We start from the raw sequence: 16978 nt of genomic DNA, 5'->3' as shown, positions 1-16978 counted from the left end.
CGGTGAAAATCCTGATCGTGGAGGACGACCCGCAGATGGGCGAGCTCATCGAGCGCGGCCTGACTGCGGAAGGCTACGAGACCCGGGTCGTCGACAACGGCGTCGATGCCCTCATCGCTGTCTCGACCGAGGAATTCTCCCTCGCCGCAATCGACGTGATGCTGCCGCAGATGTCGGGATTCGAGATCTGCCGTCGGATCCGACAGGCCGGCAACTCGATGCCCCTGCTGCTGCTCACCGCACGCAATGCCGTTGAGGACCGCGTGTTCGGCCTCGATGCCGGGGCCGACGACTATCTCACGAAGCCGTTCGCGTTTGTCGAGCTGAGCGCGCGGGTGCGCGCACTGCTGCGCCGTGACGCGAGCACCGACAAGCTCGTCGTCACCGTCGGAGGGCTGCGGATCGACTCGCTCGCCGTCTCCGTGACGGTCGGCGGGCATCCGCTGTCGATGAGCCCGAAGGAGTTCGCGCTGCTGCGGCTGCTTGCTGGGACCGCGGGAGGGGTGGTGAGCCGCACTCGCATCCTCGAGGAGGTCTGGGGGTCGACCAAGAACATCGATCCGAACATCGTCGACCAGTATGTCAGCTACCTGCGACGCAAGCTCGAGACCGTGGACTCCGGGGTGCGGATCGTGACCCGGCGCGGCTCCGGCTACCTGTTGGAGCCTCTCCCGTGAGCCGACCGTGATGAGGCTGCTTCGTCGCGTCACCATCACGTGGCGCATCACCATCGGCACCCTGTTGGTGGCGATCGTGCTCTCGGCAGCGGCGGTCATCGTGTTCCGTGCCCAGGTGGAGCACATCCTCAGCACCACAACGACGACACTGCTGCACCACGATGCCGCGCCCTACGTCACCGACCTCACCGCGACCGGAAGCCCGAGCATCGACCGACCGGGCCAGGGCCAGCTGGTTGCGGTGATCGACCCGGCTGGGACCGTCGTGGTCTCGAGCCTTCCGCGCAGCCTCGAGAGCGATCTCTCGGCGATCGCGAAGCTCCCCGGGGACGCGAACACCGTCATCGCCGCGGACGACACCTATCGGGTCTACCACGCGACGGTGATCACCGATTCGGGGGCCTGGAAGGTCGTGACCGCCCGCAACCAGGACTCGTCGATCCTCTCGCTCGATCGGATCACCCAGGCACTGATTGTGAGCGCACTCGTGATCGTGCTCGGATTCGGTGTCGCCTCGTGGCTGCTCACCGGCGCCGCGCTTCGCCCGGTGACCCGTATGCGTAAGCAGGCCGAGGCGATCGTCGCCGAGGGCTCGACGGAACCACTGCCCATCGGTTCCGCGACCGACGAGCTGTCCGCGCTCGCGACGACGCTCAATGTTTTCATCGGGGATGTGCGGCAGTCGGTCGACCGCGAACGCCAATTGGTCTCGGATGCGAGCCACGAGCTGAGAACGCCGCTGGCCATCCTGATGGCACAGCTCGAGCTCGCACACCTCTCGCGCGGTGATGCCACCGCTCTCGAAGCGCAGATCGTGACGGCTCAGCAGTCCGTCGCGCGCCTGTCCGGGCTGGCCACGGGGCTTCTTGAGCTCTCCCAGCTCGACTCGCGCTCACCCGACATCGAGAGCAGTTGGGAGCTGCTCGCGGCCGAGCTCGCGGCATCCGTCGACCGGGCGCGGATGCTCGCTGTCGCCACCGGCGTGACTATCGACTTCGACGTCGCCGGTGATCCGACAGACGCGACCTATCTCATCGCGGTCGAGAATTTCGGCCGGGTCGTGAACAACCTCACGAGCAACGCGATCGCCGCGGTGCCCGAAGCAGGTTCGGTGCGGATCGCCCTCCGCCATTCGGATACCGAACTGCTCCTCACTGTCGTGGACTCCGGACCGGGGATGCCGGAGAGCTTCCTTCCGGTGGCCTTCGACCGATTCAGTCGACCGGATGCCGCGCGCGCGGCCCACAACGGCGGAAGCGGTCTCGGCCTCGCGATCGTGCAGGCGATAGTGCAGGCGGCGAAGGGCAGCGTCACCCTCTCGAACGCGGATGGATTCACCGTCACAGTCTCGCTCCCCGCCCGGCATCCGGGAACTGCGGGCCAGGCGCGCTGAGCCCGCGTCCCGCTGCCGCCGTTCGCGTATCGGCTCGTGGCGGGGGTCGTGCCGGCTTGCGGAGGCGGGATGTCCTCGCGGAGGGACTCACGTCTCCCGCCGCGGCGTCGTTTCCCCTCCGCGACGACCCCGCCGGGGTGAGACGGTCCGGGATGAGCCAACGCCCACGTCTAACCTGTATGAACTCTCACGCCGACGGGCCTGGATCCGCACAGAACGCCAAGTCACGCTGCCGAGGATGAAGTCACATCGGCAGACGCCGATGCACATCATCCTGAGGGGGAAGCCGCGTGAGCACCACCGAAGTCGGCACGAGTGCAGCTCCTCGCGGCACCGACCCATCACGACCGGCCGCGCCGGCCCGCTGGTTCCGGGCGGATGCCGGAATCGGGCCCGTCGCCGTGCTGCTCGGCGCGGTCGGCTGGCTCCTCACCTTCATCGGCTCGTGGATCCCCGCCTTCTGGGGTGACGAGGCCGCGAGCATCATGTCGGCCGAACGGCCGCTCTCCACGATCTGGCGCGAGTTGGGGCGAGTCGACGCCGTGCACGGCGCGTATTACGTCTTCCTCCACTTCTGGATCGACGCGTTCGGGGCATCCGAGCTCTCGGTGCGGTTGCCGAGCACGATCGCGGTGGGTGTCGCGGTCGCCGGCACCGTGGTGCTCGCCCACCGGTTGTTCGCGCCATCCGCCTCCGCCCGCCGGATCGCGGTGATGGCCGGGGCAGTGATGATCCTGCTCCCCCGGGTCGACTACATGGCCGCCGAAGGGCGCTCGTACGCGATCGGCACCGCGGTCGCGGTCTGGCTCACGGTCTTCTTCGTGACACTCCTGCAGCGCCGGGTCACGCGCCGGCTCCCGTGGATCGCGTTCGCCGTGCTGTTCGCCGTCTCGATCTACGTGTTCCTCTACCTCGTGCTCCTCGCGGTGGTCTACGGCGTCGCCTTGCTCGCCGCCCGCCCCGGCCGCGAGTTCGTCCGTCGCTGGCTCGCCGCGATCGCCGGCGGTGTGCTGCTCGCCGGCCCGGTGATCGGCTATGCGCTCGGTCAGCACGGCCAGATCTCCTTTCTCGCACACCGCGACTACGTGACCTTCACGCGGATGTTCGTGATCCAGTGGTTCGGCAACCCCTGGCTGGCGCTGGCCTGCTGGGCTCTGATCGTCGTCGCCGTCGCCGCACTTCTCCGCTCGCGCTCGCGCTCTGTCGCCCTCCTGACCGGCTGGCTGGTGCTGCCGATGGGCATCCTCGTCTTCGGCAACACCTTCGTCGCCCCGATGTATTCGATCCGCTACCTCTCGTCGAGCACTCCGGCGGTTGCCATCCTCGTCGCTGTCGGAGTGTCGACGCTGTTCGGCCGAGGTGCCGCCGCAGGCTGGATCAGGGTGGTGGCCATCCTCGCCCTCGTCGGTCTCGCCCTGCCGACCGACGTCTTCCAGCGCAGCGAGTTCGCCAAGGACGGCGGAAGCGACCTCCGCCAGGCCGCCCAGGTGGTCGGATCCAGCGCGACCGCGGGAGACGCAGTGGTCTTCGACGAAACGGCACGGCCCTCCCGCAAACCCCGACTCGCGTTGCGGCTCTACCCGCAATACTTCACCGGACTCGCGGATGTCACGTTGCGCACCCCGTACACGCAGCGCTCGGGCATCTGGGACTCGGTGTGGCCCATCGCCGCCATCGCCCCGTCGCTGCAGTCCATCCACACCGTGTGGGATCTCGAGCTCACGACTCCGGGATCCACCGCCGTCCCCGCGAACATCGTCGCGCTGGAACGACTCGGCTACACGATTTCTCGCCAGATACCCGTCCATCGCACCGTCGTCTACGAACTCACCCGGGAGACACCATGAACCAGACAGACAACCGCACGCTCGTGGTCATCCCGACCTACAACGAGCGAGAGAACATCGCGGAGATCACCTCCCGCGTGCTCCGAAGCGCGCCCGGGGTCGACGTGCTCGTCGTGGACGACAATTCGCCCGACGGCACCGGCGCACTGGCGTCGGCGCTCGCCTCGGGTCACGCCCGCATCAACGTGTTGCACCGGGCAGGCAAGGAAGGGCTGGGTGCGGCCTATCGCGCCGGCTTCGCCTGGGGGCTCGAGCGCGGCTACCAGCGACTCGTGGAGATGGACGCCGACGGATCGCACAAGCCGGAACAACTCGAGCGCCTGCTCGCTGCTCTCGATGACGCGGATGTCGTGCTCGGGTCTCGCTGGGTCCGTGGAGGCTCCGTCGTGAACTGGCCTCTCAAACGCATGATGCTCTCCCAGGCAGGCAGCCTGTATGCCCGGGTCGCCCTCGGCCTCCCCATCCGCGACATCACCGGCGGGTTCCGCGCCTTCACCGCCGACGCGCTCCGGGAGATCGGATACCAGGATGTACTGAGCCAGGGATATTGCTTCCAGATCGACATGCTTTGGAAGGCATACACCTCCGGATTGCGCATCACGGAGGTTCCGATCACCTTCGTCGAGCGGGTTCACGGGGAATCCAAGATGAGTTCCGGCATCGTCAAGGAGGCCATCCTGCGGGTGACCGTGTGGGGGCTGCAGGCGCTGCCGGCCCGAATGCGCGGTGACCACCGGGTCGCAGTGGCCGCGGCATCCGCCGTCCGACTCGCCCGCGAAGAGGCCGACTCCCGGTTCGCCGAGGTTCGCGTACTTCACGACAGCTTCGAGGGGGAGCGAAACCGTGTCGCGTGACTCCCGCATCGCCCTTGTGCGCCAGCTGCTGAGCTTCGGGCTCGTCGGCGGTGTGGGGCTGGTCGTCGATATCGCGGTGTTCAACGCTTTGCGTACGACAGTTTTCGAACCGCACCTCGTACACGGCGGACCCCTCATCGCTAAGGTCATCTCCACCTCGATCGCTATCGTGGTCAACTGGATCGGCAACCGTTACTGGACCTTCCGCACCGAACGCCGCACCGGAACCCGCTCAGCCGTGGTTCGTGAGGGCGTCGAGTTCGCCGTCGTGAGCCTGATCGGCGCTGGTATCGCTGTCGGCTGCCTCTGGATCTCGCACTACGGCCTCGGGTTCACTTCCGTGCTGGATGACAACCTGGCGACCAACGTCGTCGGCCTTGCGCTCGGCACGGCCTTCCGGTTCGCCCTCTACCGGTTCTGGGTCTTTTCAGGACGTCGCCGGGGCGCTTCCGGCGTCGCGGCTCCCGCGCTCCGGCGCAGCGAGGTGCTCGCGCCGTAGAAGTTCGCGTTTTCGAGTGTGCCTGCGCGGTGCGTGGTGACCCCGCGTCCGAAGTGGGCCATGCTGTCTAACTTTGGGGCCTGGCCGACTTTCGGGCGCACTGTTGCTCCGCGGTTTGTCCGGGGTGCACCGGGGGTGCACCGGGCTCGTCCCCTTGCGGCAGGATTGCGGCCTCGCGGCGGGAGGCATAACTCCCTCCGGGTCATCCTCTCCCCGCCGCGAATCTGCGCAACCCCCGCCGCCGCACCAGTACCTGCGCAACCCCCGCCGCGGCCCAGCGACCCACCTGCCGACACGCCGTACGGATGTCGGTGGCAATTGACATATTCGAATGTATGTTCGAATATGAGGGAATGGCCTCCGCAGCAGCAGTACTCGACGACTCGCCCACGCGAGCCACCGTCGAGGAGTTGCAGGCGCGCATCCGTTCTATGCAGGCCACTACCCTCGATACTCGCACGATCCCCACCCACCCCGCGATCGCCCGGCTGCTGCCCGGCGGAGGGCTCAAAGAGGGCGCGACCTACTCGGTGGACAATTCGGCGACCCTGCTCATGGCTCTTCTCGCAGGCCCCTCGGCTGCCGGCTCATGGTGCGGTGTCATCGGGGTGCCCGAGTTCGGGGTGGAGGCTGCCGAACACTTCGGTATCGACCTCGAGCGGCTCGTGCTCGTGCCGCACCCCGGGGAGCAGTGGCTCGGCGTCACTGCGGCGATCGCCGATGTGCTCGGCGTCGTCGTCACCCGGCCACCCAAGCGCGCGAGCGATTCGAGCGTCGCGCGCCTGAGTGCCCGCCTGCGTCAGCGCGGGACCACCCTCATCGTGCTGGGACCGTGGCCGCAGAGCGAGGCGATGCTGAGCCTCTCCGACAGCCACTGGACCGGCATCGGCCAGGGCAACGGGCATCTCAGCGCCCGGCAGGCCACTGTCACGGTGTCCAGCCGGGCGGGGAGGCCGCGCAGTGCCCGGCTCTGGCTGCCCGATCCGCACGAGCAGTTCCGCGAGGTGGACAGGTTCGCGCAGCCCGAGGCGGGCCCGCGCGAATCGGTGGTGCAGGGCGAATCGGTGGTGCAGCGCGAATCGGTGGTGCAGCGTGAATCGGGCTACTGGCGCGAGGCGGCGGGATAATGCGCCGCACCACATCGCTCTCTCCCCCCGGTGCTCCGATGCGCACCATCGTGTTGTGGTGCCCCGACTGGCCGATCACGGCCGCCCTGCGCCTCGCGGGGGCCGGCGCAAAAGGTGCCGGCGCAAAGGATGACGGCGCAAAGGGCACCGCAACAAAGGGCACCGCAACAAAGGGCACCGCAACAAAGGGCACGGCCACAGCGGATGCCCCGCTCGCCCTGATCGACGCCGGCCAGGTCTTCGCCTGCTCGGCATCGGCTCGCAGCGAGGGCGTGCGCCGCGGGCTCCGGGTGCGCGAGGCCCAGGCCCGCTGCCCGGAGCTCCGGGTGCTCGACTACGACCCCGCCCTCGACATCCGCGCTTTCGAACCGGTACTCGAGGCCATCGAGGAGACGATGCCCGGTGCCCAGGTGCTGCGCCCGGGCACTTGCGCAGTGAGGGCTCGCGGGCCCGCTCGCTATTACGGCGGCGAGGAAGAGGCCGCCCTCTGGCTGCTCGATGCGCTCGATGCGCTCGGCATCCACGGCTCACGGGTGGGCATCGCCGACGGGCCGTTCACCGCGGAACACGCGGCGCGCAGTCCGCAGCGCCAGCGCATCCGAATCGTGCCGGAGGGGGGATCCGCCGAGTTCCTCGCTGGCATGCCGGTGGGGCTGCTCGGCGAGCACTCCCTTGCGACGCTGTTGCGGCGGCTGGGCATCCGCACCCTCGGTGAGTTCGCCCGGCTGCAACCGCAGGATGTCGAGGCACGATTCGGAGACACCGGCGCGCGGGTGCACGCCCTGGCCCGCGGCCTCGACAGTCGCCCCGTCGTGCCGCGGACCGTTCCGGAGGAGCTCGACAGCGCCGTGGGATTCGAACCGCCGCTCGATCGCATCGACCAGGTGACCTTCGGCTTCCGGGCATCCGCGGACCGTTTCATCGAACAACTGGTGAAGGCGCGGCTCGTCTGCACGTCGATCCGGATCGAGGTGGATTCCGAGTCGGGAGAGCTGTCGGAGCGCACCTGGCTGCATCCGCGTTCCTTCACGGCGGCGGATGTCGTGGACCGGGTGCGCTGGCAACTGCAGGGCAGCGGCACCATCGACCACGGTCTCAGCTCGGGCATCACCCGGGTGCGGGTAGTGCCCGAGAGCGTCGATGCCATCGGCAACCACGAACAGGGGCTCTGGGGCACCGGGCACGACGAACGCATCCACCACGGGCTCTCCCGGGTGCAGAGCATGCTCGGGCACGGTGCCGTCGTCACCGCAGCGATCGGCGGAGGGCGCACCCTGCTCGACCGCCAGAGCCTCGTGGCGTGGGGGGATCGCTCCGAGACCCCCAAGCCCGATGGTCTTCCCTGGCCCGGACAACTGCCCACCCCGACACCCGGCACGGTGTTCGAGGCGCCGAGGCCGGCGATGGTGATCGACTCCGCCGGCGTCGCCGTCGACCTGGACTCGCGAGGGGTGCTCTCAGGCACGCCGGCCCGGTTCTCCACCGACGGGCGCACCCTGAGCACGGTTGCCGCCTGGGCGGGCCCCTGGACCGTCGACGAACGCTGGTGGGATGCCGCCACCTTTCGCCGGGCGAGCCGCTTCCAGGTCGTCGATGACGCCGGGGCGGCCTGGCTGCTGGTACTCGACAGCCATCTGTGGTGGGTCGAAGCGAGGTACGACTGATGGGCTGGAACAACCCCCCGATCCCCTGGTCGGAGTTCGAGAAAGCCCTCTCCGACGCTCGGCGACCCCGAAACGTGCCGGTCGGAGCGGATGGCGGCGACAGCCCCGGCTGGTCGCACAAGCGCGGAGCCTATGAAGCGCCACCTGAGACTGTGCAGGAGGTGCCGGTCGGCGATCGGGTGCCCTACGCCGAGCTGCACGCCCACTCGAGCTTCAGCTTCCTCGACGGGGCATCTTCCCCCGAGCAGCTGCTCGAGGAGTCCTCCCGGCTCGGGTTGCACGCTCTCGCGATGACCGATCACGACGGGTTCTACGGTGTCGTGCGCCTCGCCGAGGCGGCGGAGCAGCATCCGCAGATCGGCACGGTGTTCGGGGCCGAACTCTCGCTCGGGCTCAACCGCCCGCAGAACGGCGCTGCCGACCCGGAGGGCAGCCACCTTCTGGTGCTCGCGCGCCGGGAGGAGGGCTATCACCGGCTGGCCGGGGCCCTCACCGATGCCCAGCTCGCCGGCCTCGAGAAGGGGCGCCCGGTCTACGACCTCGACGAGCTCGCAGCCCGGGCCGAAGGGCACTGGGCGATTCTCAGCGGATGTCGGAAGGGCGCCGTGCGGCAGGCTCTCGAGCAGTCCCCGGCGGCCGCCACCCGGGAGATCGACCGTCTGGTCGACCTGTTCGGCCATGCCAATGTGATCGTCGAGCTCTTCGATCACGGCACGCCCCTCGCGAGCGACCACAACGATGCGCTCTTCGAGATCGCGGATCGGCGGGGACTACCGGTAGTCGCCACCGGCAACGTGCACTACGCCCGGCCGGAGCAGTACCGGCTGGCATCGGCCCTTGCGGCGGTTCGCGCCCGTCGCAGCCTCGACGACATGGACGGCTGGCTGCCGGCATCCGGAGCGGCCCACCTGCGCTCCGGTGCCGAGATGGCGGCGCGGTTCGCCCGCTATCCCGGGGCGGTCGAGTACACCGTCACCCTCGCCGACGAGCTCTCCTTCCAGCTGCGCCGGGCACGGCCGAAGCTGCCGAAGCAGGAGGTGCCCGAAGGCCACACCCCCATGAGCTACCTCCGCACGCTGGTCTGGGATGCCGTGCCGGTGCGCTACCCGCAACTCGCGCAATCCGAGCGCGAGCGCATCGCACACGAGCTCGACGTCATCGAGGCGAAGGACTTCCCCGGCTACTTCCTCATCGTCTGGGACATCGTGAAATTCGCCCGCGATCGCGGCATCCTCTGCCAGGGTCGCGGATCGGCAGCGAACTCCGCTGTCTGCTACCTGCTCAACATCACGGCGGTGGATCCGATCGGCTACAAACTGCCCTTCGAACGCTTTCTCTCGAGCATGCGCGAGGAAGAGCCGGACATCGACGTCGACTTCGACTCCAACCGGCGCGAGGAGGCGATCCAGTACGTCTACGAGAAATATGGGCGGCAGAACGCGGCGCAGGTGGCGAACGTGATCCAGTACCGTCCGAAGTTCGCGGTGCGCGACATGGCGAAGGCCCTCGGAGCGAGCGCCGGGCAGCAGGATGCGTGGTCGAAGCAGGTGGAGCGCCACGGTGCCCTTCTCTCGAGTGTCGACCACGACATCCCGGATGCCGTGACGAGCCTCGCCCTCGAGGCGCTGAAGCTCCCGCGGCATCTCGGAATCCATTCGGGAGGCATGGTGCTCACCGACCGGCCCGTCGGGGAGGTCTGCCCGATCGAGCACGGACGCATGGACGGTCGAACGGTGCTGCAGTGGGACAAGGACGACTGCGCCTGGATGGGACTGGTCAAGTTCGACCTGCTCGGCCTCGGCATGCTGAACGCGATCCAGCACACGTTCGACCTCGTGCGGCAGCACCTCGGCGAGGAGTGGGAACTCGCCACGATCCCCAAGGAAGAGCAGGGCGTCTACGACCAGCTCTGCCGGGCGGATTCGATCGGCGTGTTCCAGGTGGAGAGCCGGGCACAGATGGGGCTTCTCCCCCGGCTGCAGCCGCGCAAGTTCTACGACCTCGTCGTGCAGATCGCGATGGTGCGACCGGGACCGATCCAGGGCGGGGCGGTGCACCCGTTCGTGCGGCGAAAGCTCGGCGAGGAGGCGATCACCTACCAGCATCCGAAGCTGAAGGAGCCGCTCGAACGCACGCTCGGCATCCCGGTGTTCCAGGAGCAGCTGATGCAGATGGCCATGGCGGTCGGGGGCTGCAGCGCGGATGACGCGGACCTCCTGCGCCGCGCGATGGGATCCAAGCGCGGGCAGGAGAAAATCGCCTCGCTCAAGACCACGCTCTATGCCGGAATGGAGAGCAACGGCATCGTCGGAGACGTCGCCGACGACATCTACGCCAAGATCGAGGCCTTCGCCAACTTCGGATTCGCTGAGAGCCACAGCCTCAGCTTCGGGCTGCTCGTCTATGCAAGTTCCTGGCTGCGGTTGCACTACCCCGGGGCATTCCTCGCGTCGCTGCTGCGCGCCCAGCCGATGGGCTTCTATTCGCCGCTCTCGCTGGTGGCGGATGCCCGGCGGCACGGCGTCGAAGTGCGGCGTCCCGACATCCTGCGGTCGGGCTGGCAGCCGGGGCTAGAGGCGGGTCCTGCTGGTCGAATACATCCTGCCGGTCGAGTAGCGCCGTCTACGGCGCGTGTCGAGACCCCGCCACCCGCCCCGCTACCATCCCCACTCGCCGCGCCGACGGGCACCGACTCCTGCCTCTCCCGCATCCAACCACCGGTCGGTCCCTACGACCGCCATGCCCACTTCGACACCGACGATCACCGCCGCGACGGAGCCCTCGCGGTGCGTCTCGGGCTCGCGGAGGTCACCGGCATCGGCGAGACCCTCGCGAAGAAGATCGTCGCCGATCGCGAGGAGGGCGGCAACTTCACCGACCTCGCGAACCTCGTGCGTCGGGTCGGGCTCAGCACCGCCCAGCTCGAGGCCCTCGCCGCGGCCGGCGCCTTCGAATCCCTCGGCCTCAGCATGCGTGAGGCACTCTGGGCAGCGGGAGACGCCGCCCGCGATCGCGAGGAGTTCCTCGCCGGCAGCATGGTCACCGTGCAGCCACCGCTGTTCTCGATGCCCAGCACCTCGGAGATCCTCGCCTCCGACCTCTGGGCCACCGGCATCTCGCCCGACGATCATCCGATCCGCTACCTGCGCGAGGCCCTCCGGGAGCGGGGTGCTCTCAGCTCCGATGATCTCAAGAAGGCGGAGTCCGGCCGACGCATCGAGGTGGGCGGCGTCGTGACCCATCGTCAACGACCCGCGACGGCGAGTGGAATCACCTTCATGAACCTCGAGGATGAGAGCGGGCTCGTCAACGTGATCTGCAGCGTCGGCGTCTGGAATCGCTACCGGCGCATCGCCCGCGATTCTCCCGCCCTCATTGTGCGCGGCATCCTCGAGCGCTCCCCCGAGGGCGTCACGAACCTGCTCGCCGACCGTCTCGAAGCCCTGCCGATGTCGACCCGCACGGCATCCCGCGACTTCCGCTGAATCAGCGGCTCCGCTTCGAGACCAGGGACAGGGCGGATGCCTCGAACCAGGCCCCGGCGGCCGGGCTTCCGTTGCACGACCCATCGCTCACCCCTGGGTTCTTCACCCAGAGCAGGGCGTCGAGGCCGGTAGTTCCGGCGCTGACGTGCGGATTCTGGCCGAGGGCCGCGCCGGGTGGATTGCACCAGGAGCCCTGCCACCCCGCCCCGTTTCGCGAGACGTCGATCACGAAGTGGGTGCCGCCGAGCAGCGCGCTGAGAGAGTCGGCATAGCTGCGTTCGGCATCCACCCGCGAGAAATTCGCCACGTTGGTGAAGAATCCGCGGGTGTATTGGACACCCGCCGTGGAGAGCCGGGCCGCCATCACGGATGGGGCGACCCAGTGGCTGTTCCCGCCGTCGAGATAGACCGGCACGCCCGCATCGAAGTAGATCTTCGCGACCTGGGCGAGCAGTTGAAGCCGTGCGCCGGCGACCGCGGCGCAGCGTGCGTCGCCGAGCATCGCGATGGAGTCCGGTTCCATCAACACGACGGCCGGATGTCCCGTGAGCGTCATCGCGATGGTGCGGTTCCACTCCAGATAGGAGGCATCGGTGTATCCACCGGCCGAGTACCCACCGCAATCCCGGTCGGGGATGGCGTAGGTGACGAACACCGGGGTGCGGCCGGCCGCAGCGGAGGCGGCGAGCATCCCGCGCAGTTTGGAGCCGAGGAGGCTCGAGCTCCACCAGTCGCCGAGCCAGGTGGCGCTCGGCTGGGACGAGATCTGACGGATCAGGGCGGCATCCGCCGTGCGACCCGAGGCGGCGAGCTGCGTGGCCGCGGACGACGCGAGCGTCGCGGGGTTGGTCCAGAGTCCCCCGGGGAACAGCTGCGCGTTCGAGGCCGAACCCGGCCACGACAGCGGAGCGGCCGAGGCAGTCGGTGCGAACCCGACCATCACCGCCAGCGAGACACACCCGACAACCATCGCTGAAACCAGACGACGAAACCGTCGCCCGAAGCGCTCCCCGGAAAACCCCGACATACAGTGCCCCCGCACCAGCGAAAGTGCCGCGGACCCGATTCCGCCACATCTCGCTCCCACCAGTGTGCGCGCGATCGGCCCGACGCGTCTGCCCCACTTCGGGGCATCGATCAGCTCCGAAGCCCCCGCCGCAACAGGTCGATGCGAGCCTGCAGCTGCGACACGCTCGCCTGCGCCACCGCCGGGCCGCCCGCCATCCGACGCAACTCCGCGTGGATGATGCCGTGCGGCTCCCCGGTGCCCTTTGCCCGCATTCCGACGAGGCTGTTGAGCAGCGCGCGCTGCTCCTTGAGATTGCGGTAGAGCGGCACGATCTCCGCCTCAGCCCCGGATTCGTCGGCCTGCCGCTGGCGGTCGCCGATGCGCCGGGCCTGGCGTTGGTGGCGGTGCCGAAGCAGCTCCTTCACCTGGTCCGGCTCGAGAAGGCCCGGGATGCCGATGAAATCGAGCTCCTCGAGGCTGTCCGGCACGGCACCGGCTCCGAACTCGTCGCCGTCGAACAGCACCCTGTCGAACGCGGCTTCGGAGCCGAGAGCCTTGAAGTCGAAGAGCAGCGCGTCGCCGGAGGCCGATTCGACCCGGTTCGCTTCGTCGGCCGCGTCGTCGTCGAGCAGGATCTCTTCGAGCCCCTCGCCCGGATCCCGGTCGAGGGCGTGGTCACGCTGCAGCTCCATCGCGGAGGCGAGCCCGAGAAGGGACGGAACGCTCGGCAGGAAGATCGACGCCGTCTCCCCGCGTCGTCTCGTGCGCACGAAACGGCCGATCGCCTGGGCGAAGAACAGCGGCGTCGAGGCGGATGTCGCGTAGACGCCGACTCCGAGGCGCGGGATGTCAACACCCTCCGACACCATGCGCACCGCCACCATCCAGCGGGAATCGGATGCCGCGAACTTGGCGATCCGGTCGCTCGCCGCCTTCTCGTCGGAGAGCACGATCGTCGGCGCCTCCCCGGTCACTTTCTCGAGGATGTCGGCGTAGGCCCGGGCGGCGTAGTGGTCCGTGGCGATCACGAGTCCCCCGGCATCCGGGATGCCGTGGCGCACCTCGGTGAGGCGACGGTTCGCCGCCTTGAGCACCGCGGGCACCCACTCCCCCTCGGGATCGAGTGCTGTTCTCCAAGCCTGTGCAGTGATGTCTTTGGTGTCGCCCTCGCCGAGCCGCGCCTCCATCTCATCCCCTGTGCGCGTGCGCCAGCGCATCCGGCCCGCGTAGGCGAGGAAGATCACCGGGCGCACCACGCCATCGGCAAGAGCGCGGCCGTAGCCGTAGGCGTAGTCGGCCTGGGAGGTGCGGATGCCGTGCTCGTCCGGGTAGTAGGTCACGAACGGGATCGGCGAAGTGTCCGACCGGAAAGGCGTGCCGGTGAGGGAGAGCCGTCGGGTGGCCGGCTCGAACGCCTCCCGGATGGCGTCGCCCCAGCTGAGCGCGTCGCCGCCGTGATGCACCTCGTCCAGGATCACCAGCGTGCGTCCGCCCTCGGTCATCGACCGGTGTAGGGCCGCCCGGGTCGCAACCTGCGCGTAGGTGACGGCAACTCCGTGGAAGTGCTTGCCCGCCCAGCCCTGGGCGTTCTTGAAGCTCGGGTCGAGCCGAACGCCCACACGGTGGGCGGCGTCCGCCCATTGCCGCTTGAGGTGTTCGGTCGGGGCGACCACGGTCACCCGGTCGATCTTGCGCTGGGCGAGTAGCTCGGTGACCAGGCGGAGCGCGAACGTGGTCTTGCCCGCCCCGGGGGTCGCGGCGACGAGGAAGTCCTTCGGCTCCCGCAGGAAATACTCGGCGATCGCCTCCTGCTGCCACGCACGGAGTTTGTCGGCGGTGCCGCGGGCCGCACGCTCCGGGAAGGATGGGGAGAGGTGTTCCGCTGCCGAGGTACCCACCTGGGGTCCGAAGGGCTGCGGGTTGGTCATCAGTCGAGCTTAACCGGGACGACCGACCTCCCAGTCCGCGCCGGTCACGCCGGCACAACGAAAAGGTCCCTCAGCCCGAAGGCGGAGGGACCTTTCTCCGAAGCGCGTAGTTACGCGCGGCTCCGCGAACCGCGAGTGACGAGGCCGTAGATGAGGAGGACGACGATCGAGCCCAGGATCGCGATGACCCAGGTACGGATGTCGAAGAATCCACCCATTGCGACGCCGAAGATGGCGCTGGCGAGGAAGCCGCCGAGCAGTGCGCCCACGACTCCGAGGATCAGGGTGATGAGCCAGCCGCCGCCCTGCTTGCCCGGGAGGATGGCCTTGGCGATAGCTCCGGCGATTAGTCCCAGAATGATCCAACCGATGATTCCCATGGTTTTCTCCAAAAAGTCATGATGTGGTCATCCGGATCTCGAATGCCGCTGTCTACTGTTCCCTTCCCCCTTTTGGGGGACAAGGGCCTTGACTCCGAGCGAATCCCCTGTTAGCTCTCGGTTTGGCGTGCCGCGTCTGCCTGATGCAGGGTAGAACCATGACTCAGCAGCATCCCTGGTCCCGCTATGTCGCTCTCGGCGACTCCTTCACCGAAGGAATCGGGGATCCCGAGCCGAAGAGCCCGGGAGGCAATCGTGGTTGGGCGGACCGGGTCGCCGAAGTGCTCAGCGAACAGACCGACGACTTCGCCTACGCGAATCTCGCCATCCGTGGCCGGCTGCTGCGCCAGATCCTGGACGAGCAGGTGGATGTCGCGCTCGCCCTGCGCCCTGACCTCATCTCGATCTCGGCCGGCGGCAACGACATCATCCGCCCGAACACCGACCCGGACCGCCTCGCGACGATCCTCGAGGCCGGAGTCGCGCGGCTGCGTGCGGACGGCGCGACGGTGGTGCTCTTCAACGGGCCGGACATCGGGATGACCCCGGTTCTCAATCGCTCGCGCGGCAAGGTCGCGATCTACAACGAGAACCTGCGGGCGATCGCACTTCGCCACGATCTCGTGGTCGCAGACATGTGGGCTCTTCGCGAACTCAAGGATCCGCGCATGTGGGCTCCCGATCGGCTGCACTTCTCCCCGGTCGGGCATACCGCGATCGCGCGAATGGTCCTCGAGGCGCTCAATGTGGAGAACGACCTCGAGCCGTTCACGCCAGAGCCGCTCGTGCGGGTGCCCTGGCGTCAGGCCCGGGTGGAGGACATGGGCTGGGCACGGGAATACCTCGTGCCTTGGGTTCTTCGACGCATCCGCCACCAGTCGTCGGGCGACGGCATTACGGCGAAGCGGCCGGATGCCGGCCCCTACCTCGGCCAGACGTCCAGCTGATAGCAGAGCGAGCGCTCGCCCAACGGCGCCGCGAGCCTAGCGACCGAACTGGGTGGCCGCCGGGCAGTCGAAGGGGTCGCCACCGGCCGAGAGTCCGACACGGTTGAGATAGGCGATGACGATGCCGTAGGACTGGGTCAGCGAGGTCTCGGTATAGAGGATGTTGTGAGAATCGCAGTACTCCTTCGCGATCTCACGAGCCTTCGCGAGGTGCGGGCGAGGCATGTTCGGGAAGAGGTGGTGCTCGATCTGGTAATTGAGTCCGCCCATGAAGGTCGTCGTACCGAGTCCCGTGATGTTGCGGGACGTGAGCACCTGGCGGCGGAGGAAATCGACCTTGCTGTCGTGCGGCAGGATCGGCATCCCCTTGTGGTTCGGGGCGAAGGACGCTCCCATGTAGAGCCCGAAGACCGCGACCTGAACGCCGATGAACGCGAAGGCCATGCCCACCGGGAGGAATAGGAAGATCACGGCGACGTAGAGCGCGATACGGGGAACGAGCATGCTGATCTCGACCCAGCGGCGATCGACCCGGTCGCGACCGAACACCGTCTTGAATCCGAGGATGTGGAGGTTGATGCCTTCGAGCAGAAGTGCGGGGAAGAACAGGTAGCCCTGGCGGCGGGTAGCCCAGGCATAGAGGCCCTTTGCCCGGGCGGCGTCTTCAGGGGTGAACGACACGAAGTCCCGCTCGATATCGGTGTCCTTGCCGATCACGTTGGGGTTGGCGTGGTGGCGGCTGTGCTTCGTCATCCACCAGGAATAGCTGATTCCGACGAAGAGATTCGCCAGGGCGCGGCCCGCAACGTCGTTCGCCCGACCCGACTCGAAGACCTGGCGATGAGCAGCCTCGTGGGCGAGGAACGCGTATTGCGTGAGGATGACTCCCAGGGCGCCGGCGATCAGCAACTGGTACCAGCTGTCACCAAGCAGGATGAACCCGGTGATGGCACCTCCGAGTGCGAGGGTGATGATCGAGAACATCATCACGTAGAAGCCGGTGCGGCGGCGCAGGAGGCCGGCATCGCGAACGGTGCGGAGGAGCGACGAATACTCGGTCGTGGGGTTGGTACGCGACCCGCCGGGCTTGGTCTTGGTGAAGGTCACTACCGGTGACACGACTGCATCGCTCACGATACCTCGATTCGAAATGACTTCCCAGTCGGGG

General features: G+C 68.1%; 13 protein-coding genes. 9 read left to right on the top strand and 4 right to left on the bottom strand.

Annotated features, from left to right (window positions below):
• Positions 1-2 precede the first annotated feature (2 nt).
• From ACVXZ4_RS09240 to ACVXZ4_RS09205, 8 genes are all read left to right on the top strand, one after another.
• Positions 3-677: a response regulator transcription factor gene (locus ACVXZ4_RS09240; RefSeq protein WP_461794565.1), complete on the top strand. Its 675-nt coding sequence runs from the start codon at positions 3-5 to the stop codon at positions 675-677.
• A gap of 10 nt (positions 678-687) precedes the next feature.
• Positions 688-2070, top strand: coding sequence for a sensor histidine kinase (locus ACVXZ4_RS09235; RefSeq protein ID WP_461794564.1), 1383 nt, complete (start codon positions 688-690; stop codon positions 2068-2070).
• 290 nt (positions 2071-2360) lie between these two features.
• Positions 2361-3917, top strand: a complete 1557-nt coding sequence (locus ACVXZ4_RS09230) for a glycosyltransferase family 39 protein (protein WP_461794563.1) — start codon at positions 2361-2363, stop codon at positions 3915-3917.
• Positions 3914-4771 carry a polyprenol monophosphomannose synthase gene (locus ACVXZ4_RS09225; protein ID WP_461794562.1) on the top strand — a complete coding sequence of 286 codons (858 nt, stop codon included), beginning with the start codon at positions 3914-3916 and terminating at the stop codon, positions 4769-4771. Before ACVXZ4_RS09230 ends, ACVXZ4_RS09225 begins: the two co-directional genes overlap by 4 nt.
• Entirely contained in the window at positions 4761-5270 is a 510-nt protein-coding gene (locus tag ACVXZ4_RS09220; RefSeq protein ID WP_461794561.1) for a GtrA family protein, read from the top strand. The genes ACVXZ4_RS09225 and ACVXZ4_RS09220 overlap by 11 nt, the downstream gene beginning before the upstream one ends.
• A gap of 335 nt (positions 5271-5605) precedes the next feature.
• A complete protein-coding gene (locus ACVXZ4_RS09215) occupies positions 5606-6397 on the top strand; it encodes a hypothetical protein (protein ID WP_461797914.1) in 792 nt (263 codons plus the stop codon).
• Positions 6397-8061 (top strand): DNA polymerase Y family protein, encoded by a 1665-nt coding sequence (locus ACVXZ4_RS09210; protein ID WP_461797913.1) that lies wholly within the window; start codon positions 6397-6399, stop codon positions 8059-8061. Before ACVXZ4_RS09215 ends, ACVXZ4_RS09210 begins: the two co-directional genes overlap by 1 nt.
• Positions 8061-11546, top strand: coding sequence for an error-prone DNA polymerase (locus ACVXZ4_RS09205; RefSeq protein ID WP_461797912.1), 3486 nt, complete (start codon positions 8061-8063; stop codon positions 11544-11546). Before ACVXZ4_RS09210 ends, ACVXZ4_RS09205 begins: the two co-directional genes overlap by 1 nt.
• Before the next feature lies 1 nt (position 11547).
• On the opposite strand, the gene ACVXZ4_RS09200 is transcribed toward ACVXZ4_RS09205, so the two are convergent.
• The 3 genes from ACVXZ4_RS09200 to ACVXZ4_RS09190 form a co-directional block, all read right to left on the bottom strand.
• On the bottom strand, positions 11548-12486 hold the full coding sequence (locus ACVXZ4_RS09200; RefSeq protein ID WP_461797911.1) for a glycoside hydrolase family 6 protein: 939 nt from the start codon (positions 12484-12486) through the stop codon (positions 11548-11550).
• A gap of 197 nt (positions 12487-12683) precedes the next feature.
• A complete protein-coding gene (locus ACVXZ4_RS09195; RefSeq protein ID WP_461797910.1) occupies positions 12684-14483 on the bottom strand; it encodes a DEAD/DEAH box helicase in 1800 nt (599 codons plus the stop codon).
• Positions 14484-14593: 110 nt separating this feature from the next.
• Positions 14594-14863: a GlsB/YeaQ/YmgE family stress response membrane protein gene (locus ACVXZ4_RS09190; RefSeq protein ID WP_461797909.1), complete on the bottom strand. Its 270-nt coding sequence runs from the start codon at positions 14861-14863 to the stop codon at positions 14594-14596.
• A 158-nt stretch (positions 14864-15021) separates the two neighbouring features.
• On the opposite strand from ACVXZ4_RS09190, the gene ACVXZ4_RS09185 reads away from it, so the two are divergent.
• Complete coding sequence (locus ACVXZ4_RS09185) at positions 15022-15810, top strand: SGNH/GDSL hydrolase family protein (protein WP_461797908.1); 789 nt, start codon at positions 15022-15024, stop codon at positions 15808-15810.
• A 36-nt stretch (positions 15811-15846) separates the two neighbouring features.
• On the opposite strand, the gene ACVXZ4_RS09180 is transcribed toward ACVXZ4_RS09185, so the two are convergent.
• The gene (locus ACVXZ4_RS09180; RefSeq protein ID WP_461797907.1) at positions 15847-16944 is read right to left on the bottom strand and encodes a fatty acid desaturase family protein; all 1098 of its coding nucleotides are present in this window, start codon (positions 16942-16944) and stop codon (positions 15847-15849) included.
• Between the last annotated feature and the right edge of the window lie 34 nt (positions 16945-16978).

It is taken from the genome of Lacisediminihabitans sp. FW035 (assembly GCF_054880895.1).
Note: the sequence above shows the minus strand (reverse complement) of the source record. Positions and strands in the feature narration are given on the sequence as shown.

Coding starts and splice junctions, on each gene's coding strand:
- ACVXZ4_RS09225 (WP_461794562.1), top strand. CDS start 3,914: ATGAACCAGACAGACAACCGCACGCTCGTGGTCATCCCGACCTACAAC.
- ACVXZ4_RS09235 (WP_461794564.1), top strand. CDS start 688: ATGAGGCTGCTTCGTCGCGTCACCATCACGTGGCGCATCACCATCGGC.
- ACVXZ4_RS09185 (WP_461797908.1), top strand. CDS start 15,022: ATGACTCAGCAGCATCCCTGGTCCCGCTATGTCGCTCTCGGCGACTCC.
- ACVXZ4_RS09210 (WP_461797913.1), top strand. CDS start 6,397: ATGCGCCGCACCACATCGCTCTCTCCCCCCGGTGCTCCGATGCGCACC.
- ACVXZ4_RS09205 (WP_461797912.1), top strand. CDS start 8,061: ATGGGCTGGAACAACCCCCCGATCCCCTGGTCGGAGTTCGAGAAAGCC.
- ACVXZ4_RS09200 (WP_461797911.1), bottom strand. CDS start 12,486: ATGGTCGGGTTCGCACCGACTGCCTCGGCCGCTCCGCTGTCGTGGCCG.
- ACVXZ4_RS09190 (WP_461797909.1), bottom strand. CDS start 14,863: ATGGGAATCATCGGTTGGATCATTCTGGGACTAATCGCCGGAGCTATC.
- ACVXZ4_RS09215 (WP_461797914.1), top strand. CDS start 5,606: ATGTTCGAATATGAGGGAATGGCCTCCGCAGCAGCAGTACTCGACGAC.
- ACVXZ4_RS09195 (WP_461797910.1), bottom strand. CDS start 14,483: ATGACCAACCCGCAGCCCTTCGGACCCCAGGTGGGTACCTCGGCAGCG.